The sequence below is a fragment of the Nocardia sp. NPDC003183 genome (assembly GCF_053590715.1).
The window spans coordinates 1-21,847 of record NZ_JBSFTG010000005.1 but is presented as its reverse complement, the minus strand read 5'-3'; the positions used below and the strand labels follow the sequence as shown (position 1 = coordinate 21,847).

Genomic DNA, 21,847 nt, shown 5'->3' with positions numbered 1-21,847 from the left:
TCACCATGGATACGAGTAAAGAAGCCATTGTCACCTGGTGCCAGGAATACCTCGCGAGTCTGCTCGAGGTACCGGCCGCCACCATCGACCCGGCCACCGACTTCGATCGCCTCGGCATCGACTCGGCGCTGGCCGTGGCGCTGCTCATCGAGGTCGAGGACCGCTACGGCGTCGATCTGGCGCCCGAGGACCTGTTCGACAACCCCAACCTCGACGCCGTCGCCGCCTACCTGCACGAGCAGAGCCGGCGGAGTGTGGGGTAGCGATGTCGGTCCATACCGAGCGGTCCACCGCGGCCGCCGCAGCGATCCGTCATCACTACGACGCGGGTAACGACTTCTATCGCCTCTGGCTCGACGAGTCGCTGTCCTACTCCTGCGCCCTGCGCGAAAATCCCGATGACACATTGGAACTCGCCCAGGACCGCAAACTGCGATACCACCTGGACGCGATCGACGCCGAGCATGCCACCTCGGTCCTCGACATCGGCTGCGGGTGGGGCGCGATCCTCGAACGCTCGGCAAAAGCCGGGGTCGCCAGGTCCGTCGGGCTCACGCTCAGCCCCGAGCAGGCCGAGTTCGTCCGCTCGCGCGCCTACCCCGGCGTCGAAGTGCGGACCGAGAGCTGGGTGCACTACGAGCCGGACACCCGATTCGACGGCATCATCTCGATCGGCGCCTTCGAGCACTTCGCCACCCCCGACGACTCGCCGGAACAGAAGATCGGCGTGTACCGGGACTTCTTCACCCGCTGCCGGGACTGGCTCGAGCCCGACGGCACGCTGTCGTTGCAGACGATCGCCTACGCGAACATGTCTCGCGATCAGGCCAGCGTCTTCATGCAGCAGGAGATCTTCCCCGACGCCGACCTGCCGACCCTGGCCGAGATCACCGCCGCGGCCGAGGGACTGTTCGAGGTGCGTTCGATCAGCAACGGTCGTCTCGACTACGCCTGGACGTGTGAGCAGTGGGCGCGCAGGCTGCGCGCGAACCGTGCCGAGGCCACCGAGCTCGTCGGCGCCGACGTGGTCGCGCGTTACGCGCGCTACCTGAAACTGTCGGCGCTCGGTTTCCGGATGGGCAAGATCGGCCTGCTGCGATTGGTGTTGGTGCCCTATCGCAGCGGATTCTTCACCGACCATCCGGTGCGGTCGGCATGACCACGCAGTCGTCCGATCCCGTCGCGCCCGCCCGGACCCGGGTGCGGTTCAACCCGTTCAGCGCCGAATTCCGGCACGACCCGTACCCGATCTACCAGCAGTTGCGTGAGGTCGAACCGGTGCACCGCACGCTCGGCATGTGGGTGCTCACCCGGCACGCCGAGGTGCGCGGCGTACTGCACGATCGCTCGTTCAGCGCCGGGCTGATCCCCAGCCTGGTGACCCGGCAGGCCGAGCGGCTCGGCCATTGCAGCGTCGAGCAGATCGAACGTCTCGGGCGTAAGTCGTTGGTGTTCACCGACAATCCCGATCACGCGCGCCTGCGCGGACTGGTGAACCGGGTATTCACCGCCCGGTCGGTGGAATCGCTGCGACCGCTGGTGACCCGGGTCGCCGGCGATCTGATGGAGCGGGCCTGGCGCGACGGTGGCTTCGATGTGATCGCCGATCTGGCCGCGCCGCTGCCGGTCGCGGTGCTGTGTGAGTGGATGGACCTGCCCGAGGAGTTGCGCGGCCGAGTCGGGCCGTGGACCCACGACATCCGATTCCTGCTCGAACCCGGGATGATGAAAGCCGGGGACTTCGAGCGGGTCTGCGCGGTGGTCGAGGAGTTCGCCGCCGCCATCGACGCCGTGTTGCCCGAGCGACGAGCCCGGCCTGGCACCGATCTGATCAGCCAGTTGCTCGCCGCGCGGACCGGGGGCGGGGATGTGCTGTCCGACGAGGAACTGGTGTTCGTCTGCATCATGTGCTTCGTCGCGGGCAACGAAACCACCAAATCGCTGATCGGCAACGGCACACTCGCCCTGCTGCGTAATCCCGAGCAGGCGGCGCTGCTGCGTCGCGGACCGGAGTCGGTCGAGGCGGCGGTTACCGAGGCACTGCGCTACGACCCGCCGCTGCAGTTGACCAAACGCCTGGCCACCCGCGATATCCAGCTCGACGGGACCAGGATCTCGGCGGGCGAGCAGATCCTGGTGTGCCTCGGCGCGGCCAACCGCGACCCCGACGTCTTCACCCGGCCCGACGAGTTCGACCTGACCCGCACCGGCGGTGGACATCTGGGCTTCGGCCACGGTATGCACGGTTGTCTCGGCGGATTGCTCGCCGAACTACAGGCTCAGGTCGCCTTCGAGTACCTGTTCGTCCGCTCGCAGTACCTGGAATCACGGTCGGCGGAACTCGAGTGGCAGGACCACAGTTTCATCGTGCGCGGTCTGAAGAGCCTTCCCGTCGATGTGCGGCGGGCATCATGACCGGCACCGGACTGGTCAAATCGTGGTTGCGCAGTGACACCGCGCCCGCCGCGGTACGACTGGTGTGTATTCCGCACGCGGGCGCCGGGGCGTCGTCGTTCAACCGCTGGCCCGACCTGTTCGGCCCCGAGATCGGGGTGGTCCGCGTCCAGCTCCCCGGCCGCGAGGACGTCGCGCAGCAGCCGCCGCTGCGCCGGGTCGGCGACGCGGTCGACGAATTGACCGGCCAGATAACACAATCGGGTGAAACGCCGGTGGCGATCTACGGCCACAGCATGGGCGCGCTGATCGCCTATGAACTGGCTCGCGCGCTGACCCTCGCCGATCGGGCGCCGATCCACCTGTTCGTGTCCGGTCGCCGGGCACCGCACCTGGCGGCGAGTCGCGCGGTCCTGCATCGCCTGCCCGACAACGAATTCGCCGACGCGATGGCCGCGATGGGGGCGTGGGGCGCGGCGGGCCGCAGCGCGAGCTTCCTGCGGTACGCGCTGCCGCTGACGCGGGCGGACCTGGAGTTGTCGGAGGAGTACAGCCACCGGTCGCAGCCCCGGCTCAGCTGCCCGATCACGACCTTCTACGGCACCGAGGACCCGATCGCCGATCCGGACGAGGTGTGGGCCTGGGGCGCACTGACCGACGGCCCGTTCGCCACGCACGAGTTCACCGGTGACCACCTGTTCCACCATCGACACCGCGCGGCGATCGCGGCGATCATGACCGCCGCCCTGACCTGAGGACCGACGTGCAGCTTCTTCCCGACATCCTCGCGCGTCGCGCCGTCGACGAGCCGGACCGCATCGCCTACATCTTCCTCGACGACAACGGTGCCGAGCACACCACCACGACCTATCGCGAACTCCACGACGCGGCGATGGCGGTGGCGAGCCTGCTGCGCGAGCGGTGCGAGCCGGGCGATCGCGCCCTGCTGGTCTTCGGGCAGTCCGTCGAGTTCATCACCGCCTACTTCGGCTGCCTCTACGCGAACATCGTGGCGGTGCCGGTGAATCCGCCGCGCCGCGGCAAGGTTCAGGACTCGACCCGCGCTGTCGTCACCGACTGCGCGCCCACGGCCGTGCTGACGATCGGCGCGGTGCTCGAGCCCCTGCGATCGGTGCTCGAACCGGTGTGCACGGCTCGCCAGTGGCTGGCCGTCGACGAATTGCCCACGGCGGAAACTGCTTTCGTGCCGGAGGTCCTCGATCCGGATTCCGTGGCGTTCCTGCAGTACACCTCCGGGTCGACCTCCGCGCCCAAGGGTGTGATGGTCACGCATCGAAACCTGGTGGCCAACGAGGAGATGATCCGGCACAGTTTCGGCCACGACCGTGAATCCACCGTCGTCGGCTGGGCGCCCTTCTTCCATGACCAGGGCCTGATCGGGAATGTGCTGCAACCGGTGTATGTGGGCGCCACGTGTATCCAGATGTCGCCCACCACGTTCATCCGGCGGCCGCTGCGGTGGCTGGAGGCCATCTCGCGCTATCGCGCGCACACCAGCGGCGGCCCGAACTTCGCCTTCGATGCCTGTGTCGCGCGCGCGGCGGCGGGCGAGCTGCCCGATCTCGACCTGAGTTCCTGGAAGGTCGCCTTCAACGGCGCCGAACCGATCCGGGCCGAGACCCTGGACAGGTTCGCCAAAACCTTTGCCCCACTGGGTTTCAGCGCCCAATCGGTCTTCCCGTGCTACGGGCTCGCGGAAGCCACCCTGCTGGTGTCGGCCAGTGGGAAAGGTCGCGGTCCGCGATTGCTGGACGCCGATATCGACGCGCTCGCCGACCGGCGCTACGTCGCGGCCACCGCGGATCAGGGGCGCACGCTCGTCGGCTCGGGAGTGGTACTGCCGGGTGAGTCGCTGCGCATCGTCGACCCGGAGACGGGCGAGCCCTGCCCGCCGGATCGGGCAGGCGAGATCTGGGTAGCGGGTGACCATGTGGCCCAGGGCTATCGGGGCCTGCCCGAGGTGAGCGCCGCGACCTTCCAAGCTCGCATCGCCGACGATGCCGAGCGCGCCTACCTGCGCACGGGTGACCTCGGCCTGATCGTCGACGACGAACTGTATGTGGTGGGCCGGCTCAAGGACATGATCATCATCCGGGGCCGCAACTACTACCCGCACGACATCGAGCACACCGTGGCCCGCGCGCACCCGGCGCTGCGACCCGGCAGCGGCGCGGCGTTCGCGGTACCGGGGCGCGACGGCGAGAAGCTGGTCGTCGTCCAGGAGCTCGAGCGCGATGCCGATGCCGATGCCGACGACATCGTGGGGGCCATCCGGGCGGCGGTGACGCAGGAGCACGAACTCGCCGTGGCGGACGTGGTGCTCGCCGCGCCGAACACCGTGCAGAAGACGAGCAGCGGAAAGATCATGCGAGCAGCAGCGAGAAAGCGGTACCTGGAATGAGCACCGAGACCTACGTCTTCGATCCCACCGCACCGGGATTCATCGACGACCCCTATCCGCACTACGCCCAGCTGCAGGCCGCGGGACCCGCGCAGCAACATCCGCTCGGTTTCTGGATCATCGCCCGGCACGCCGATGTGGCCGCGCTACAGCGCTCGGCGCACTCGGTCGACGAGGCGCACCTGCGGCATCTGCCCGCGTGGAAGAGCGGCAGTGCCGAGGTCCGCAAGGAGAGCCGGGTGATGGGCGGGCTGTCGATGCTGGACCAGGACCCGCCCGACCACACCCGCCTGCGGCGGCTGGTGTCGAAGGCCTTCACACCGCGGGCCATCGAATCGCTGCAGCCGCGCGTCGAGGAACTCGTCGAAGAGGCACTGGTCCGGATCGCCGCCGCGGGCACCACTGATGTCATCGCCGAACTGGCCTTTCCACTGCCCTTCACCATCATCTCGGAAATGCTCGGTATTCCCGTCGGCGAGCACACCCGCCTGCGCGAGCTGACCGCGATCATCGTGCTGGTGTTCGAGCCGTTCGCGAGCGCCGAGACCCAGGAACTGATCAGAGCCGCCAACCAGGAACTGTTCGGCATGGTTCGTGAGCTGATCCGCTGGAAGCGCGCCACCCCCGGCGACGACCTGCTCTCCGCGTTGATCAGCGCCGAGGACGACGGCGACATGCTCAGCGAGGACGAGCTGATCTCGCAGGTGATGTTCCTCTACATCGCGGGCCACGAGACCACGGTGACCCACCTCGGCAGCGGAATCCGCTCGCTGCTGCAGCATCCGGACCAGGCGCGGCGGCTGCGGAACGAGCCCGACCTGGCGGTGAGCGCCGTCGACGAGCTGATGCGTTTCGACACCCCGGTGCACCTGATGCGCCGGATCACCGTCACACCGTTGCGCGTCGGCGAGCACGAGATCCCGGCGGGCAGCTGGGTGATCGGCGCGCTGGCCGCCGCCAACCGGGACCCGGAATTCTGGGGCCCCGACGCCGACGAATTGCGTCTGGACCGGCCGAACGCGCACCAGAACGTCTCGCTCGGCGCGGGCATCCACCACTGCCTCGGCGCCGCCCTGGTCCGGATGGAAGCCCGGATCGTGTTCCCGCGCTTCGTGACCCGCTTTCCCGAGGCCGCGGTGGTCGACCAGACCTGGAACGGCCGGATCAACCTGCGCGGCCTCGCGACATTGACGGTCGCGGTGTAGGGCTCAGCTCGGCTGTTCGGCGGGCACCGAGAACCGCATGCCGGGTCGGCTCAGGTGTACGGGCCCGTCGAACTCCGCGGCCACGTCGTCGCGTCGAGCCTGCTGCCATTGCGGCTGCGCCGAGCCGAGATGGGTCAGTACCACCGAGCGCGCACCCGCGGCCGCGGCGGCCCGCCCGACCTCGGTGGCGCACAGATGGCCGTGAGCTGTGTGATCCGGCTCGGCGAGGGTGGACTCGGCAAGAAAGATGTCGACATCGGCGGCGAGCGCGACCAGGTTGTCGTTCCAGCCGGTGTCGCCGGTGAACGCGATACTGCCGGTAGGGCTTTCGATCCGGATCCCGCAGGCGGGTTCGGTGTGCACCATGGGCACCAGTTCGATGCTGCAATCGGTGAGCGGGTAGGTAGCGCCGCGCTCGTACTCGATGACCTCATAGGCCAGGTCGAACGCCCGATTCAGGTCGGGGAAGGTCTTCACCGGGAACAGCGCGGCGAGCTGATCCAGTCTCGCGCGAGCGCCTTTCGGCACGAACAGCTTGATCCGGCGGTCCGGGGCGTCGGGGGCTCTGCGCATCGCCTGCTTGCCGATGGGCAGCACGTCGTAGCAGTGATCCAGATGCAGGTGGCTGATCACCACCGCGTCGAGCAGGCTCGCGTGCAGGTAATTGCCGAGCATCACCGCGACCCCGGGACCACAGTCGAGCAGAATTCTCGACTGGCCGGTTTCGACCAGATAGCCCGAACTGGCTGCGCCGTCGGCGGGCATACCGGCTCGATTTCCGACGATTGTCAGGTGCATGCGACATACCTTTCGACACGGGAGTTTTCGTGCCGACGGTATCGATGAGAACGGCTGCCGCCGACTCGTATCGAATATTTCGATCCGTCCATCGTATTTCGCGATCGAATCGACGTATGAAGGGTTCTGACCTGCGCAAATAGTCGGAAGCTCCTTCGGGGAGAGCGGATTTCGGAATGGGGGATGCTCGGCACCGAATACCGTTGATCAATGTTTGGCAGCAGGTGCTGCGAAAAGTGAGAACGGGGATTGTGATGACCAACGGTGTGAGTTCTGCGATGGGCCGGGAATTGCCGCTGCGCGGTGCGGTGAACGCGCGCGATCTGGGTGGATTGCGCACGGTGGACGGGCGGCAGGTGCGTCGCTTGCGGGTGTTTCGGTCGGATCTGCTCACCCGGCTGGATGCCGGGGACGTGGCGTTTCTGCTCACCGACTGTGGACTGCGCACGGTCGTCGACCTGCGCGCGCCGGACGAGATCGTCACGGACGGAACGGGTGCGGTGGTCGATGCCGTCGCCGACTACCGGAACCTGCACGTCTACGGCGCGGACCGGGTGCGGCTCGACCTCACCGAGGTCTCGCCCGACGGGAGCATGTTCGACCGGTACTGCGAGTACCTCGAGCACAGCAGCGAGAACATCGCCGCGGTGCTGCGTCTGCTCTCGGTTCCCGGCCAACTGCCCGCGCTGATCCACTGCGCCGCGGGCAAGGATCGGACCGGGGTGGTGATCGCCCTACTGCTCGCGGTCGCCGGGGTACGCGCGGACGACATCATCGCCGACTACGCCGCGACCACCCCGAACATCGCCGCGCTGCGGGCTCGCGACGGCCGGCCTGCCCGACCGGACGGCGCGGCCGATCGGCTCCCCGCCTGGGTGTTCGCCGCTGACGCGATCACCATGCGCCAGTTCCTGACCCACCTGGACACCGAGCACGGTGGCCCCACCGCGTGGGCGACCCGTGCCGGTCTCGACCAGGCGACGCAACGGCGTCTCGCCGAGAACCTGCTCTGTGACTGAGGTCACAGAACGACGGCGATTCCGTCCCATTCTTCCCAGAACGTTTTCTAATGCTTGGGAAGTTCTTTACTATTAACCCGACTCTGTGTCTGGGGTCCGATCTCTTCGAGCAGTGCTGCAGATCCGCCGTTCGCTCGCAGCTCAGCATCAATTGCCAGTGCATGTTCGACCGATGAACCGGGAGCTCACCCGCCCCGGCGAAGGAGAATGATGACCGACAATGATCCGGGCACTACTACGACCACTACCATCGCCACGGCGCGCCCGATGTCGTGCACGTCTATGAAAGCTGTTCTCCAGCAAGATCTTCCAGCGTCACTCGTGGTCTTCCTCGTGGCCCTGCCGCTGTCGCTCGGCGTCGCACTGGCCTCCGGTGCGCCGGTGGTCGCCGGGCTCATCGCCGCCGCTGTCGGCGGGGTGGTTGCCGGGTTGCTCGGCGGCTCGAAGGTTCAGGTCAGCGGGCCGACGGCGAGTCTCGCCGTCGTCGTGGCGGGAGCCGTTCAGCAATTCGGCTGGGCTGCTATGTGTTTCATCACGGTCGGCGCGGGTGTCCTGCAGATTCTGTTCGGGCTCAGCCGGATCGCGCGCGCCGCGCTGGGCATCGCGCCGGTCGTGGTGCACGCGATGCTCGCCGGCATCGGAGTGGTGATCGCGCTGCAGCAGGTCCACGTCCTGCTCGGCGGAGCGACGGTCAGCTCGCCGTGGGCGAGCATCGTCGCGCTCCCGCATCAGGTGATGTCGGTGCAGAAGGGCGACCTGTTCGTCGGGCTGCTCGTGATCGCCGTACTGATCGGATGGCAGTATCTGCCGCGCCGGGTACGGGTGGTGCCCGGCCCGCTCGTCGCGGTGGTGGCGGCGACGGTGGTTTCGCTGGTGCTGCCGGTGACGGTGGAACGGGTGCGCCTCGACGGCTCACTGCTCGACGGCATCGGGTTGCCCGCGCTGCCGCACGGCGGGTGGCTGCCGATCGCGCTCACCATGCTCACCATCGCCCTCATCGCCAGTGTGGAGACGCTGCTCTCGGCTGTCGCGGTCGACAAATTGCGCCCCGATCAGCGCACCGACTTCGACCGGGAACTGCTCGGCCAAGGTGCGGCGAACATGGTCTCCGGCGTGCTGGGCGGCCTCCCGATCGCGGCGGTCATCGTGCGCAGTATCACCAACGCCAACGCGGGCGCCCGCAGCCGGGCGGCCACCGTGCTGCACGGTGGCTGGATCCTGGTGTTCGCGATCGTGCTGGTCGGTCTGGTCCGCCAGATTCCGACAGCGGCGCTGGCCGGGCTGCTGGTGCTGATCGGGGTGCAGCTGGTGAAGCTGGCGCACATCAAACGTGCCCGCCGCACCGGTGACATCTACGTCTACCTGGTCACCGTGATCGCCGTGGTCGCGCTGAACCTGTTGCAGGGCATGCTGATCGGACTGGTCGCCTCCTTCGCGCTGCTGCTGTGGCGGGTCGTGAAGTTCACCATCGCCGCGGCCCCGCGCGAGGACGGGACCTGGCTGGTGCGCATCGCGGGCACCTGCACTTTCCTGGCCGCGCCCCGGCTCACGTCCGAACTGGCGAAGGTGCCTGCGGGTGTGGACGTGACCGTCGAACTGAGCGTGGACTTCCTCGACCACGCGGCGTGCGAGTTGCTCTCGGAATGGGCCGACGCCCGTGAATCCGGCGGTAGCACCGTCGATTTCGTCGAACTCGGTGCCGCGAGGATGGCCCGCACCCACGACGGACCGCCCGAGCACGGCCACGCGCGCAAAGCGGTCGACGAGGCGATCCGGCCGTGGCGGCGCAGCGGCGGCGTCGACCCGATCGCCGCGGGCATCGCGGCCTACCATCGCCAGCACGCGCACCTGATGCGCCCGCACCTGGACGGGTTGCGGCACCGGCCCGATGCCGACACGTTCTTCCTGGCCTGCGCCGACGCCCGCATCGTGCCCAATGTGATCACCAACAGTGGTCCCGGCGACCTGTTCACGGTGCGCAATGTCGGCAATCTGGTGCCGGTGGGCGGCTCCGACGTCTCGGTGGAAGCGGCGCTGATCTACGCGCTCGACAAGCTCGACGTGCGCTCGGTGGTGGTGTGCGGGCACAGCGGCTGCGGGGCGATGGAAGCGCTGTACGGGCAGGTGCAGGCCGGGCCCGGACTCGACGACTGGCTGGCCCATGCTCAGCCCACGCTGGCGGCGTTCCACGCCGGTCACCCCGTCGCCGAGGCCGCCAGGCTGGCGGGCTTCGGCCCGGTCGACCAACTCGGCATGGTGAACGTGGCCCGGCAGGTGCAGACCCTGATCGACTATCCGGCGGTGCGCAGTGGCATCCAGGAGCGCGGGGTCGCGGTGTCGGGGCTGTTCTTCGACCTGGCGACCGCGCGGGTCATCGAGATCACCGCCGACGGGATCGCCGACTTCGACGAGGCCCGTCGGGCCGCCGCCGAACCGGTGTAAAGCGGGGTAGTTGTGGGTCACACCACACACTGCCTGCCGTTATGGCGAGACCCACTATGTGTGCGGCACACTGGCTTTGCCAATTCTTTACTAATAGGTTGGATCCATCCGAACCCGGTTCGCCGTTGCACCGGATCCTTCGATGCTCCCGTCCCTTTGCTTCACCGTCCTCGTGATGATCGGCCTCGGCCCAGCGCCGGGAGCCGGCGAAGGAGAGTCAATGTCTGTCGAGAACGACCTTGCCCCGCCCCACGCGGACGGCTCGTCGAACGAGTCGTCCCGCCCCGCGTGGCAACAGACGCTGTTGCGTCACGATCTGCCCGCCTCCATCGTGGTTTTCCTGGTGGCACTGCCGCTTTCACTCGGCATCGCGGTCGCCTCCGGCGCGCCGATCGCCGCCGGTCTCGTCGCCGCCGTGATCGGTGGTGTGGTCGCGGGCCTGCTCGGCGGCTCGGTCCTGCAGGTCAGCGGTCCCGCCGCGGGTCTGACCGTGGTCGTCGCCGAGTCCATCTCGCAATTCGGTTGGCGCGTCACCTGTTTCATCGTCGTCGCCGCCGGTGTGCTGCAGATCCTGTTCGGGCTCAGCCGGATCGCGCGGGCCGCGCTCGCCGTCGCCCCCGTGGTGGTCCACGCCATGCTGGCCGGCATCGGCATCACCATCGCCCTGCAGCAGGTCCACGTGCTGCTCGGCGGCTCCTCGCACAGCACCGCGCTGCGCAACCTGATCGAACTCCCCGGACAGCTGCTCGCGCTGCACGGTAGTGACGCGCTCGTCGGCGCCGTGGTGATCGCGGTGATGCTCGGCTGGAAGTACGTCCCGCCGAAGCTGCGCGCGGTGCCGGGCCCGCTGGTCGCGGTGCTGGTGGGCACCGTGCTCTCGCTCGGTCTGCCCGAGGTCGAGCGCATCGCCCTGAGCGGGTCGGTCTTCGACGCGCTCGGCCTGCCGGAACTGCCCTCGGGCAACTGGTCCGCCGTCGCCATGATGGTGCTGACCATCGCATTGATCGCCAGTGTGGAGAGCCTGCTCTCGGCCGTCGCGGTCGACAAGATGCACACCGGTCCGCGCACCGGATTCGATCGGGAACTCATCGGCCAGGGCACGGCGAATGTCGTCTCGGGCCTGGTCGGTGGCCTGCCGATCACCGGTGTGATCGTGCGCAGCGCCACCAATGTGCAGGCGGGCGCGCGCACGAGGGCATCGACCGTGCTGCACGGACTCTGGATTCTGCTGTTCTCGGTGGCGCTGGTCGGCCTGGTGGAGCAGATCCCCAAGGCCGCGCTGGCGGGTCTGCTCATCGTCATCGGCATGCAGCTGCTGAAACTGGCCCACATCCGGTTGGCCCGGCGCACCGGTGACCTACTGGTCTATGTGGTGACCGTGCTCGGCGTGGTGTTCACCAACCTGCTCGAAGGCGTGGTCATCGGCCTCGCCCTGGCGTTCGGGCTGCTGCTGTGGCGGGTCGTGCGCGTGCAGGTGGCGGCGACCCCGTTGCCCGACGGGCGCTGGCAGGTCCATATCGACGGCTCGTGCACCTTCCTCGCCTTGCCGAAACTGTCGGGCGAGCTGGCGAAGGTACCCGCGGGCGCCGAGGTGACCGTCGAGATGACCGTCGACTTCCTCGATCACGCCGCGTTCGAGGCGATCGAGGAGTGGCAGCGTCAGCAGGAAAGCGGCGGTGGCCGTGTCGATTTCGTCGAAATCGGCAGTGCGCGGATGGCCGATACCCCGGCCGCGCCGCCGATCCGCGGATTCGGTCGCGCCGCCATCGACGAGATACTGGGTCCGTGGCGGCACCAGAAGTCCGGCGGCGACGCGGTGACCGCGGGCGTCGCGGCCTACCATCGCGGCCACGCGCACGTCGTGCGATCGCATCTGGACGGGCTGCACGACAGTCAGGACCCGGACTCGTTCTTCCTGACCTGCTCGGATTCGCGGATCGTGCCCAACGTGATCACCAACAGCGGTCCCGGCGACCTGTTCACCGTGCGCAATGTGGGCAATCTGGTCCCGGTCAGCGGTGACGATTCCGTCGAAGCGGCACTGAGTTTCGCGTTGGACAGCCTCGCGGTGCGCTCGGTGGTGGTGTGCGGGCACTCCTCGTGCGGTGCGATGAAGGCGGTGCACTCCGCCGCCGCCACCGAAGGCGGCTTGAGCTCGTGGTTGCGCCACGCCGAGCCGACGTTGGAGCGGTTCCTCGCGGGCCATCCCGTGGCCGAGGCGGCCAGGGCGGCCGGGTACGACGAGGTGGACCAGCTGAGCATGGTCAATGTCGCCGTGCAGCTGGAGACCCTGGGGCGTAATCCCGCGGTGCGCCGGGCGGTGACCGAGCGCGGATTGGCGGTGTCGGGGCTGTTCTTCGACATCGCGACCTCGCGGGTGCTCGAGGTGACGCTCGACGGGGTCAGCGCGATCGACGATCACGCCGCACTCGCCGTCACCGGCTGACGACACCGCGACCGGTCGGCGGTCGGACTCGTAGTCTGGAAATCATGACCAGCGATCCGACCGCCGCCGAGCGCGTCACCGACGGCCCCGACTCCGCGGACGAGGAGTCCACGGCCGAGCCGGAGCGGTGGGACGGGTTGAAGGAACGCGGGCGCGCCTTCCGGGCACACATCGCCCAGCGCCCTACCCTCGACCTCGGCTACCGCATCGTCGTCGGCGTGGTCGGTGGGCTGGTCCTGCTCGTCGGGATCGTCACGATCCCGTACCCCGGACCCGGCTGGGCGCTGGTGTTCGCGGGATTCGGCATCCTGGCCACCGAGTTCGTCTGGGCCCACCACACCTTGACCTGGGTGCGCGGCAAGTACCGGATCGTCATGGACTGGTACACCTCGCGCGGTTGGTTCATCAAGGTGCTCGGCGCGGTGGGCACCTTCGCCCTCGTCCTCGTGACGTTGTGGCTGCTCGGTACATTTTCGATGGTCGCAGGGTGGATCGGAGTCGATTGGCCATGGTTACACAGTCCCCTGATGTCGTGAGCACTGTTCCCGGCCACGTCCTCACCGACCCCGCCTGGATCGCGGCGCGGATCGACGCGATGAGCCATACCTGGGGCACCGATGTTCCCCGGGTCGCGGGCACCCTGTGGTGGTGCATGGTCGCCTCGACGCTGGTCGAGCAGATCGCCGTCGCCTACGCGGCGGGCACGCCCGCCCCGGTCGCCGCCCTGGGCGAATTCGAGTGCGTGGTCCGGCCCGACGGTGGTGTCGAACACGCGCAGTTCCACCGGGTGCCGGTCGATGCGACCGGCCGTTCCGTGCGCTCGGACGTAGGTGGCGAGACCGGTGCGGCAGCGGCGGACGAGGTCGCTGCCGCCTTGCGTGACACCCTGACCGCCGTGATCACCCAGGTCGCGGCGGTGTCGGGGGCCGGGATTCCGGCGCTGTGGGCGGTTGTCGCCGATGCCATCGGCAACCGGGCGTTGGACGCGGGCTCCCCGGACGCGGCGACCAGGCTGGCCGCCGACGTGGGCGCGCGCCTGCCCGCACCGCGGTTCGTCACCGTCGCGGGCCGCACCTTCGTCCGCCGCGCCTCGTGCTGCCTGGTCTTCGAGGCGCCCGGCCGCGAGATGTGCACGAGCTGCCCGAAACGCTCGCCCGCCGACCGAGCCGAACACCTGGCCGCCGCCGCGCGCGCTCGGACCTCCTAGGTCCATCGACACGGCCCACGCGCGCTCCCGATAGCATGGGCGGGCGCGGGAAGGACCCTGCGAGAACTGCCGGATCGACCCGGCACCGAAGTCAAGGAGAGCATCCCCGTGACCACCTCTGCACCCATCAGTCCAGTCGCCCTCGTTCGAGTGCCGGCCGGGACTACGGCGGGCGCGGCGGTACGGGAGGCGGGTTTGCCCACCAAGGGCCCCGACACCGTCGTGGTCGTGCGCGATGTCGACGGCGCGCTCAAGGATCTGTCCTGGATTCCGGAGGACGACGCCGACGTCGAGCCGGTCCCCGCGAACAGCGAGGACGGGCGCAGCGTGATCCGGCACTCGGCCGCGCACGTGCTGGCCCAGGCGGTGCAGCAGGAGTTCCCCGACGCGAAACTCGGGATCGGCCCGCCGATCAAGGACGGCTTCTACTACGACTTCCAGGTCGACAAGCCCTTCACCCCCGAGGATCTGGCCAAGCTGGAATCGCGGATGAAGAAGATCATCAAAGGCGCGCAACGCTTTTCGCGGCGCGTCGTGGAGATCGACGATGCCCGCGTCGAACTGGCGAACGAGCCGTTCAAACTCGAGCTGATCAGTGACAAGTCCGGCATCGACGATCCCGAGATCATGGAGGTCGGCGGCAACGAGCTGACCATCTACGACAACCTCGACCCGCGCACCGGCGAGAAGCTGTGGGGCGATCTGTGCCGCGGCCCGCACATTCCCACCACCAAGTTCATCCCCGCGTTCAAGCTCACCCGCTCCTCGGCCGCCTACTGGCGTGGCGACCAGGACCGCGAGGACCTGCAGCGGGTGTACGGCACCGCGTGGGAATCCACCGAGGCGATGGACGCCTACCTGGAGCTGCTGGCCGAGGCCGAGCGCCGCGATCACCGCAAGCTGGGCCTCGAACTGGACCTGTTCTCCTTCCCCGACGCGCTCGGTTCAGGTCTGCCGGTGTTCCACCCCAAGGGCGGCATCATCCGCAAGGAGATGGAGGAGTACTCGCGTCAGCGCCACGTCGACGCGGGCTACGAGTTCGTCAACACCCCCCACCTCACCAAGGGGCATCTGTACGAGATCTCGGGCCATCTCGACTGGTACAAGGACGGCATGTTCCCGGCCATGCACCTCGACGCCGAGCTCAACGAGGACGGCACCGTCCGCAAGCCCGGCCAGGACTACTACGTCAAGCCGATGAACTGCCCGATGCACAACCTGATCTTCGGCGCGCGCGGTCGTTCCTACCGTGAGCTGCCGCTGCGGATGTTCGAGTTCGGTTCGGTGTACCGCTACGAGAAGTCCGGCGTGATCCACGGCCTGACCCGCGTGCGTGGCATGACCCAGGACGATGCGCACATCTACTGCACCAAAGAGCAGATGCACGCCGAGCTCACCAGCACCCTGCAGTTCGTCCTCGGCCTGCTCAAGGACTACGGCCTCGACGACTTCTACCTCGAGCTGTCCACCAAGGACCCGAAGAAGTACGTGGGCTCGGACGAACTCTGGGCCGAGGCCACCGAAACCCTCGAGAAGGTCGCCGAGGCATCCGGCCTCGACCTGGTACCCGACCCCGGTGGCGCCGCGTTCTACGGTCCGAAGATCTCCGTGCAGGTCAAGGACGCGCTGGGTCGCACCTGGCAGATGTCGACCGTGCAGCTCGACTTCAACCTGCCCGATCGGTTCGACCTCGAGTACACCGCCTCCGACGGCACCAAGCAGCGCCCGGTGATGATCCACCGCGCCCTGTTCGGCTCGATCGAACGCTTCTTCGGCGTGCTCACCGAGCACTACGCCGGTGCTTTCCCGGCCTGGCTCTCGCCGGTACAGGTCGTCGGCATCCCGGTGGCGGAGAACTTCGCGCCGCACCTGGATTCGGTGATCGAGCGGCTGCGCGACGCCGGCGTGCGGGCCCAGGTGGACCGCAGCGACGACCGGATGCAGAAGAAGATCTTCAACCAGACCGCGCAGAAGGTGCCGTTCATGCTGCTGGCGGGCGCGCGTGACGTGGAAGCGAACGCGGTGAGCTTCCGGTTCCGCGACGGCACCCAGGTCAACGGTGTGCCGGTCGCCGACGCGGTCGCCACCATCACCACCTGGGTCGCCCACCGCGTGAACGCCTCACCCACCGCCGAGGGGTTCGAGGTCGTCTCCGCGGCGGTTCAGGCATGAGCGAGAACCTCGCCCCCGAGGCCGGCTCGATCGTCGACGCCGGGGCCGGCCAGCCCGACCGCCTGCAGCGGTTGTGGACGCCGTACCGGATGTCCTACATCACCGGCGAGGTCAAGCCCAAGGACGCGACCGGGCATCCGTTCACCGATATCCCCAAGATGTCGGACGAAGACGGCCTGATCATCGCCCGCGGCGAGAATGTCTACGCCGTGCTCAACTTGTACCCGTACAACCCAGGGCACATGATGGTGGTGCCTTACCGCCGGGTAGCCGACCTGGAGGACCTCACGACCGCCGAGAGCGCGGAACTGATGGCCTTCACGCAGCGGGCCATCCGCGTGATGAAGCAGGTCTCGCGGCCTGCCGGATTCAACGTGGGTCTCAATCTCGGTGGAGTGGCCGGTGGTTCGCTCGCCGACCACCTGCACCAGCACATCGTGCCGCGCTGGGGCGGGGATGCGAACTTCATCACCGTGGTCGGCGGGGTGAAGGTGATGCCTCAGTTGTTGCGCGACACGCGGCAGCTGCTGGCGGAGGCGTGGGAGGAATAAGGACCGTGCTCAGCTTCTTCGGCCGCCAGACGTTTGCGAAAGCGACTGCGCCGCTGGGCAAAGCGCTCGTCGGGACGGGGCTCACCCCGGACGCGATGACCCTGATCGGCACCACCGCGACGATCGCGGCCGCGGTGACGCTGTTCCCCTCCGGACACCTGTTCTGGGGAACGATGGTCATCTGGCTGTTCGTCATGTTCGACATGCTCGACGGTGCGATGGCGCGCGCCCGCGGCGGCGGCACGAAGTACGGCGCCGTCCTCGATGCCACCTGTGACCGGGTGGCCGACGGCGCGATCTTCGGCGGACTCGCCTGGTGGGCCGTCTATCACGAGCACAGCAAGCACCTGTTCGCGCTGACCTTGATCGTGCTGGTCACCTCGCAGGTGATCTCCTACGCCAAGGCGCGTGCGGAGGCCAGCGGCCTGTCCGCCGACGGTGGGCTCATCGAACGCCCGGACCGTCTGGTCATCGTGCTGGTCGGCGCCGGGCTCACCGGCATCGGCGGGCACTGGGGGCTCGACTGGCTCACCTGGGCCGTGTACGTGGCGATGTGGGTGCTGGCGGTGCTGAGCATCGTGACGGTGTTCCAGCGGGTGCTGGCGGTGCGCAATTCGCCGGGCGCCCGCGTGGTGATTCCGCCGACGCCGCAGCCGGACGCGGGATCTGCCTCGTGAGCCTCACGGATCGGTTGAGCGACTGGGGCTACGCCGCAGGCTGGGGCCTCGTGCGTTCGGCGCCGGAAGGGTTGGCGCGCAAGGTCTTCGACCTCGGCGCCGATCGTTCGGTGCGCGGCGGCGGGCCGGAACAGCTGCGCCGCAACCTCGCTCGCGTTCTCGGTGTGCCCGCCGACCAGGTCCCCGGCGACCTGATGCGGGCGAGCATGCGCTCCTACGCCCGCTACTGGCGTGAGGCGTTCCGCCTGCCGTCGATGGACCACACGAAGATCGACTACTACGTCGGTGGTCTGGAGAACGTCGACGCCGCGCTCGAGCAGGGCCGCGGCCTCATCCTGGTGCTGCCGCACTCGGGTAACTGGGACATGGCCGGTGTCTGGTTGGTGCAGCACTACGACAACTTCACCACCGTGGCCGAACGGCTGAAGCCCGAATCGCTGTTCGAGCGGTTCGTGGCCTACCGCGAGAGCCTCGGTTTCGAGGTGTTCCCGCTGACCGGTGGCGAGCAGCCGCCGTTCGCCGCGCTCGCCGAACGCCTGCGCCAGAACCGGATCGTGTGCCTGATGGGCGAACGCGACCTCACCGGCAAGGGCGTGCCCGTCGACTTCTTCGGTGAGCGCACCTGGATGCCCGGCGGTGCCGCGAAACTGGCCATCGAGACCGGCGCCGCGCTGGTTCCCGTGCACGGCTGGTTCACTGTCGACGAGGACGGCACCGAAGGTTGGGGGCTGAAAGCCGAACCGGCCCTGGATGTTTCCGGTGGGGTGGCGGCCGCGACGCAGGCACTCGCCGACCGGTTCGCCGCCAATATCGCCGAGCATCCGGCCGATTGGCACATGCTGCAACCGCTCTGGGAAGGCGATCTGTCGCCCGAACGACTGTCGCGGATCACCGCGCAGCAGGCGGGAGGGCAGCCGTGAAGATCGGCATGATCTGCCCGTATTCGTTCGACGTCCCCGGCGGCGTGCAGGCCCATGTGGTCGAACTGGCCCGGGTGTTCATCGAACGCGGGCACAAGGTGAGCGTGCTCGCCCCCGCCTCCGACGACACCCCGCTGCCCGATTTCGTCGTCTCGGCGGGTCGCGCGGTGGCGATTCCCTACAACGGGTCGGTGGCGCGCTTGTCGTTCGGCCCCATGGCCTACACCAGGATCCGGCGCTGGATCGACAGCAACGACTTCGACGTGCTGCACATCCACGAACCCAACGCCCCGAGCCTGTCGATGCTGGCGCTCAAGATCGCCGAGGGCCCGATCGTGGCGACCTTCCACACCTCGACCACGAAGTCGTTGGTACTCAGTACTTTTCAGGGTGTGCTTCGCCCGTATCACGAGAAGATCAGTGGGCGGATCGCCGTGTCGGAGCTGGCCAGGCGCTGGCAGGTCGAGGCGCTGGGATCCGACGCGGTCGAGATCCCCAACGGTGTCGATGTGTCCGCGTTCGCGCGCGGTGAGCCACTCGACGGATACCCGCGCGCGGGCCGCACCGTGCTGTTCCTCGGTCGCTACGACGAACCGCGCAAGGGCATGGACGTGCTGCTCGGCGCGCTGCCCGCGCTCATCGACCACCATCCCGACGTGGAGATCCTCATCGTCGGGCGCGGTGACGAGGATCGGTTGCGCCGTGAAGCCGGGGAGCACGCGGGGCATCTGCGGTTCCTCGGACAGGTCTCCGACGAGGAGAAAGCCGCCGCGCTGCGCAGTGCCGACGTGTACGTCGCGCCGAACCTCGGTGGCGAGAGTTTCGGGATCATCCTGATCGAGGCGATGGCGGCAGGCACCCCGGTGGTCGCGAGCGAACTCGACGCCTTCCGTCGCGTGTTGCGCGACGGGACCGCGGGCATGCTCACCCCGATCGGTGACTCCGACGCGCTGGCCACCGCCATCGACACGCTCCTCACCGACGACGAGACGCGGACGCGTCTGGTCAGCACCGCGACCCAGGTGGTCGCGGGCTACGACTGGCCGGTCGTGGCCGAACAGATCCTGCGGGTGTACGAGACCGTCACCGTCGGCGACAACCGCGTCCGGGCCGCCGGATGATCACCTTCTCCGCGACCACCGTCCTCGTTCTCGGGCTGATCGCCCTGCTCGTCCTGGCCCTCGGCGTGTGGGCCTACTCCACGGCGAACCGGCTCGACCGGCTGCACGTGCGCTCCGATCAGTCCTGGCAGGCACTCGATGCCGCGCTCGCCCGCCGGGCGGTGGTGGCTCGCGCGGTGGCGATGTCGGAGGCCGGTCCGGTGAGCACCGATCCCCGCCGGGCCGAACGGGCCACCCAGCTCGCCACACTCGCCGATCGGGCCGAACGCGCCGATCGCGGTGACCGGGAAACGATCGAGAACCAGCTCTCCGCCGCGCTGTCGCTCGTCGACATCGACCACCTGCGACCGCAGCTGGTGGCCGAACTCGCCGACGCCGAGGCGCGCGTGCTGATCGCCCGGCGCTTCCACAACGACGCCGTGCGCGACACCCTGGCGCTGCGCACCCGCAGGCCCGTGCGCATCCTGCACCTCGGCGGTACCGCGCCGCTGCCGACCTATTTCGAGATCACCGAACGCGCGACGCCCGCCGCCGCCACCGGCCTCACCGTGCACACCACCCGCACCTCCGCCCGGGTGATGCTGCTCGACGAGCACAACCGCGTGCTGCTGCTGCGTGGTCACGACCCGATGATCCCCGAGGTGGCCTTCTGGTTCACCGTGGGCGGCGGCGTCGAACCGGGGGAGAGCCTGCGCGACGCCGCGGTGCGCGAGATCTACGAGGAAACAGGGCAGCGGGTGGATCCCGCCGCGCTGCGCGGTCCGCTGTGGCGGCGGGTCGCGGTGTTCCCGTTCAACGGCGAGCTGATCCGCTCCGAGGAACTGTTCTTCAGCCTGCGTTCGCCGGGCTTCGAATGGCGCCCGGCGGACCTGACCGCCCTGGAGCGCCGCACGATCACCGACCACCGCTGGTGCTCCGCCGACGACATCCGCGCACTCGACGACGCGGGCGAGGCCGTCTACCCGTACCACCTCGACGAACTCCTCACCGAAGCCGTTTCCGCGGCTGAAGACGACACCCAGCACGTGGTCCGCTCGATCCGCTGAGGCCCAGCGGGGGACAGTACCCGGGCCATGATTCGCTCGATGCCGCCTCGTCGGCGTGGCCGTCGATCGCGCGCGGACTCCGGTCGCGGCGCTGTGGTGCGCCGCCGGTGCGGCGGCCGTCGCGGCGGTGATCGTGCTGGTCGACCGGGCATGGCGCGGCCCCGTGGCGGACGCGGTCGGAGCCGTGGCACGGTGAATGCCAGGCCATCGGACAAGGCCAGCGGTGCGCGGTGAACACATCACCGCTGGTCGTGACAAGGCCAGTGGTGCTCAACTGGCTATGAAGGCCGATTTCGGGCAGCTCTAGAATCGACGGTGAACCGAATCCGAGCGACTTGATTGGCGCCCATGACACAGGAGACATTCGTGACTACGCCTGAGACCACCAACACCGTCGGCACCGCCCGCGTGAAGCGCGGCATGGCCGAGATGCTCAAGGGTGGCGTGATCATGGATGTGGTCAACGCCGAGCAGGCCAAGATCGCCGAAGACGCCGGCGCCGTGGCCGTGATGGCGCTCGAGCGGGTGCCCGCCGACATCCGCGCCCAGGGTGGCGTGTCCCGGATGAGCGACCCGGACATGATCGACGGCATCATCGCCGCGGTCTCCATCCCGGTCATGGCCAAGGCCCGTATCGGCCACTTCGTCGAGGCGCAGATCCTGCAGAGCCTGGGCGTGGACTACATCGACGAGTCCGAAGTGCTCACCCCCGCCGACTACGCCAACCACATCGACAAGTGGAACTACACCGTCCCGTTCGTCTGTGGCGCCACCAACCTGGGCGAGGCCCTGCGCCGCATCACCGAGGGCGCGGCCATGATCCGCTCCAAGGGCGAGGCGGGCACCGGTGACGTGTCCAACGCGACGACCCACATGCGTACCATCCGCGGCGAGATCCGTCGCCTGACCTCGCTGTCCGAGGACGAGCTGTTCGTGGCCGCCAAGGAACTGCAGGCCCCGTACGAGCTGGTTCGCGAGGTCGCGCAGACCGGCAAGCTCCCGGTCGTCATGTTCACCGCCGGTGGCATCGCCACCCCCGCCGACGCCGCCATGATGATGCAGCTCGGCGCCGAAGGTGTGTTCGTCGGCTCGGGCATCTTCAAGTCCGGCAACCCCGAACAGCGCGCCGCCGCCATCGTCAAGGCCACCACCTTCTACGACGACCCGGACGTGCTGGCCAAGGTCTCGCGTGGCCTGGGCGAGGCCATGGTCGGCATCAACGTCGAAGAGATCCCGCAGCCGCACCGTCTGGCCGAGCGCGGCTGGTGATCATGGGCCCGATATCGTTCGGGCACTGAAACATTCGCCTCGGCGGGCGTCGCGATCGCGACGCCCGGCCGGCCAGACCGCGCCAGGCCAGATCGTCGAGCAGGTCGACCGCCTCGGCCACTTCGATCCGCCCGCTCGCGACCCGGTCGGCGATGGCC

At 68.5% G+C, this 21,847-nt stretch carries 20 protein-coding genes and 1 pseudogene; 19 read left to right on the top strand and 2 right to left on the bottom strand.

Annotation, left to right across the window (positions count from 1 at the left end; genetic code table 11):
* Positions 1-5: 5 nt before the first annotated feature.
* Genes ACWDXS_RS18445 through ACWDXS_RS18420 form a run of 6 tightly spaced genes read left to right on the top strand, consistent with a single transcriptional unit; the run spans position 6 to position 6,021 of the window.
* Positions 6-263 (top strand): acyl carrier protein, encoded by a 258-nt coding sequence (locus tag ACWDXS_RS18445; RefSeq protein WP_056810906.1) that lies wholly within the window; start codon positions 6-8, stop codon positions 261-263.
* 2 nt (positions 264-265) lie between these two features.
* Positions 266-1,159 (top strand): class I SAM-dependent methyltransferase, encoded by an 894-nt coding sequence (locus ACWDXS_RS18440; RefSeq protein ID WP_449967073.1) that lies wholly within the window; start codon positions 266-268, stop codon positions 1,157-1,159.
* Positions 1,156-2,415: a cytochrome P450 gene (locus ACWDXS_RS18435; protein ID WP_449967071.1), complete on the top strand. Its 1,260-nt coding sequence runs from the start codon at positions 1,156-1,158 to the stop codon at positions 2,413-2,415. The genes ACWDXS_RS18440 and ACWDXS_RS18435 overlap by 4 nt, the downstream gene beginning before the upstream one ends.
* Positions 2,412-3,149 (top strand): thioesterase II family protein, encoded by a 738-nt coding sequence (locus tag ACWDXS_RS18430; protein ID WP_449967068.1) that lies wholly within the window; start codon positions 2,412-2,414, stop codon positions 3,147-3,149. The genes ACWDXS_RS18435 and ACWDXS_RS18430 overlap by 4 nt, the downstream gene beginning before the upstream one ends.
* Before the next feature lie 8 nt (positions 3,150-3,157).
* Positions 3,158-4,816, top strand: coding sequence for a fatty acyl-AMP ligase (locus ACWDXS_RS18425; protein WP_449967065.1), 1,659 nt, complete (start codon positions 3,158-3,160; stop codon positions 4,814-4,816).
* Positions 4,813-6,021 carry a cytochrome P450 gene (locus ACWDXS_RS18420; RefSeq protein WP_449967062.1) on the top strand — a complete coding sequence of 403 codons (1,209 nt, stop codon included), beginning with the start codon at positions 4,813-4,815 and terminating at the stop codon, positions 6,019-6,021. Before ACWDXS_RS18425 ends, ACWDXS_RS18420 begins: the two co-directional genes overlap by 4 nt.
* Before the next feature lie 3 nt (positions 6,022-6,024).
* Here ACWDXS_RS18420 and ACWDXS_RS18415 read toward each other — a convergent pair whose 3' ends face one another.
* Positions 6,025-6,819 carry an MBL fold metallo-hydrolase gene (locus ACWDXS_RS18415; RefSeq protein ID WP_387442729.1) on the bottom strand — a complete coding sequence of 265 codons (795 nt, stop codon included), beginning with the start codon at positions 6,817-6,819 and terminating at the stop codon, positions 6,025-6,027.
* Between the two features lie 254 nt (positions 6,820-7,073).
* On the opposite strand from ACWDXS_RS18415, the gene ACWDXS_RS18410 reads away from it, so the two are divergent.
* The 13 genes from ACWDXS_RS18410 to pdxS all read left to right on the top strand — a co-directional run bounded on the left by ACWDXS_RS18410 (position 7,074) and on the right by pdxS (position 21,689).
* Positions 7,074-7,838 carry a tyrosine-protein phosphatase gene (locus tag ACWDXS_RS18410; protein WP_449967058.1) on the top strand — a complete coding sequence of 255 codons (765 nt, stop codon included), beginning with the start codon at positions 7,074-7,076 and terminating at the stop codon, positions 7,836-7,838.
* A 207-nt stretch (positions 7,839-8,045) separates the two neighbouring features.
* Positions 8,046-10,280, top strand: coding sequence for a SulP family inorganic anion transporter (locus ACWDXS_RS18405; RefSeq protein ID WP_449967055.1), 2,235 nt, complete (start codon positions 8,046-8,048; stop codon positions 10,278-10,280).
* Positions 10,281-10,500: 220 nt separating this feature from the next.
* On the top strand, positions 10,501-12,726 hold the full coding sequence (locus ACWDXS_RS18400; RefSeq protein ID WP_378988926.1) for a SulP family inorganic anion transporter: 2,226 nt from the start codon (positions 10,501-10,503) through the stop codon (positions 12,724-12,726).
* Positions 12,727-12,770: 44 nt separating this feature from the next.
* A complete protein-coding gene (locus tag ACWDXS_RS18395; protein ID WP_379312715.1) occupies positions 12,771-13,262 on the top strand; it encodes a TIGR02611 family protein in 492 nt (163 codons plus the stop codon).
* Entirely contained in the window at positions 13,259-13,933 is a 675-nt protein-coding gene (locus ACWDXS_RS18390) for a (2Fe-2S)-binding protein (RefSeq protein WP_378988930.1), read from the top strand. Before ACWDXS_RS18395 ends, ACWDXS_RS18390 begins: the two co-directional genes overlap by 4 nt.
* Before the next feature lie 108 nt (positions 13,934-14,041).
* Positions 14,042-16,105 (top strand): threonine--tRNA ligase, encoded by a 2,064-nt coding sequence (gene thrS, locus ACWDXS_RS18385; RefSeq protein WP_449967050.1) that lies wholly within the window; start codon positions 14,042-14,044, stop codon positions 16,103-16,105.
* Complete coding sequence (locus ACWDXS_RS18380; RefSeq protein ID WP_378626868.1) at positions 16,102-16,656, top strand: HIT family protein; 555 nt, start codon at positions 16,102-16,104, stop codon at positions 16,654-16,656. Before thrS ends, ACWDXS_RS18380 begins: the two co-directional genes overlap by 4 nt.
* A 5-nt stretch (positions 16,657-16,661) precedes the next feature.
* Complete coding sequence (gene pgsA / locus ACWDXS_RS18375) at positions 16,662-17,333, top strand: phosphatidylinositol phosphate synthase (protein WP_378988934.1); 672 nt, start codon at positions 16,662-16,664, stop codon at positions 17,331-17,333.
* Positions 17,330-18,253 carry a phosphatidylinositol mannoside acyltransferase gene (locus tag ACWDXS_RS18370; RefSeq protein WP_387442739.1) on the top strand — a complete coding sequence of 308 codons (924 nt, stop codon included), beginning with the start codon at positions 17,330-17,332 and terminating at the stop codon, positions 18,251-18,253. The genes pgsA and ACWDXS_RS18370 overlap by 4 nt, the downstream gene beginning before the upstream one ends.
* Positions 18,250-19,374, top strand: coding sequence for a glycosyltransferase family 4 protein (locus tag ACWDXS_RS18365; RefSeq protein ID WP_379312717.1), 1,125 nt, complete (start codon positions 18,250-18,252; stop codon positions 19,372-19,374). Before ACWDXS_RS18370 ends, ACWDXS_RS18365 begins: the two co-directional genes overlap by 4 nt.
* Positions 19,374-20,420 carry an NUDIX hydrolase gene (locus ACWDXS_RS18360; RefSeq protein ID WP_378989132.1) on the top strand — a complete coding sequence of 349 codons (1,047 nt, stop codon included), beginning with the start codon at positions 19,374-19,376 and terminating at the stop codon, positions 20,418-20,420. The genes ACWDXS_RS18365 and ACWDXS_RS18360 overlap by 1 nt, the downstream gene beginning before the upstream one ends.
* Positions 20,421-20,475: 55 nt before the next feature.
* Positions 20,476-20,616, top strand: a complete 141-nt coding sequence (locus tag ACWDXS_RS18355; RefSeq protein ID WP_449967043.1) for a hypothetical protein — start codon at positions 20,476-20,478, stop codon at positions 20,614-20,616.
* 152 nt (positions 20,617-20,768) lie between these two features.
* A complete protein-coding gene (gene pdxS, locus ACWDXS_RS18350; protein WP_056810852.1) occupies positions 20,769-21,689 on the top strand; it encodes a pyridoxal 5'-phosphate synthase lyase subunit PdxS in 921 nt (306 codons plus the stop codon).
* Positions 21,690-21,753: 64 nt separating this feature from the next.
* Here the strand turns inward: pdxS and ACWDXS_RS18345 are convergent.
* Positions 21,754-21,847 (bottom strand): annotated as a pseudogene (locus ACWDXS_RS18345) (TetR/AcrR family transcriptional regulator); the annotation flags it as partial.

What these genes read in the sequence shown, in the direction of transcription:
- ACWDXS_RS18440 (WP_449967073.1), top strand. Translation starts at nt 266, where the DNA reads ATGTCGGTCCATACCGAGCGGTCCACCGCGGCCGCCGCAGCGATCCGT.
- ACWDXS_RS18380 (WP_378626868.1), top strand. Translation starts at nt 16,102, where the DNA reads ATGAGCGAGAACCTCGCCCCCGAGGCCGGCTCGATCGTCGACGCCGGG.
- ACWDXS_RS18415 (WP_387442729.1), bottom strand. Translation starts at nt 6,819, where the DNA reads ATGCACCTGACAATCGTCGGAAATCGAGCCGGTATGCCCGCCGACGGC.
- ACWDXS_RS18400 (WP_378988926.1), top strand. Translation starts at nt 10,501, where the DNA reads ATGTCTGTCGAGAACGACCTTGCCCCGCCCCACGCGGACGGCTCGTCG.
- ACWDXS_RS18445 (WP_056810906.1), top strand. Translation starts at nt 6, where the DNA reads ATGGATACGAGTAAAGAAGCCATTGTCACCTGGTGCCAGGAATACCTC.
- ACWDXS_RS18435 (WP_449967071.1), top strand. Translation starts at nt 1,156, where the DNA reads ATGACCACGCAGTCGTCCGATCCCGTCGCGCCCGCCCGGACCCGGGTG.
- pdxS (WP_056810852.1), top strand. Translation starts at nt 20,769, where the DNA reads ATGACACAGGAGACATTCGTGACTACGCCTGAGACCACCAACACCGTC.
- ACWDXS_RS18420 (WP_449967062.1), top strand. Translation starts at nt 4,813, where the DNA reads ATGAGCACCGAGACCTACGTCTTCGATCCCACCGCACCGGGATTCATC.
- ACWDXS_RS18405 (WP_449967055.1), top strand. Translation starts at nt 8,046, where the DNA reads ATGATGACCGACAATGATCCGGGCACTACTACGACCACTACCATCGCC.
- ACWDXS_RS18395 (WP_379312715.1), top strand. Translation starts at nt 12,771, where the DNA reads ATGACCAGCGATCCGACCGCCGCCGAGCGCGTCACCGACGGCCCCGAC.
- ACWDXS_RS18410 (WP_449967058.1), top strand. Translation starts at nt 7,074, where the DNA reads ATGACCAACGGTGTGAGTTCTGCGATGGGCCGGGAATTGCCGCTGCGC.
- ACWDXS_RS18430 (WP_449967068.1), top strand. Translation starts at nt 2,412, where the DNA reads ATGACCGGCACCGGACTGGTCAAATCGTGGTTGCGCAGTGACACCGCG.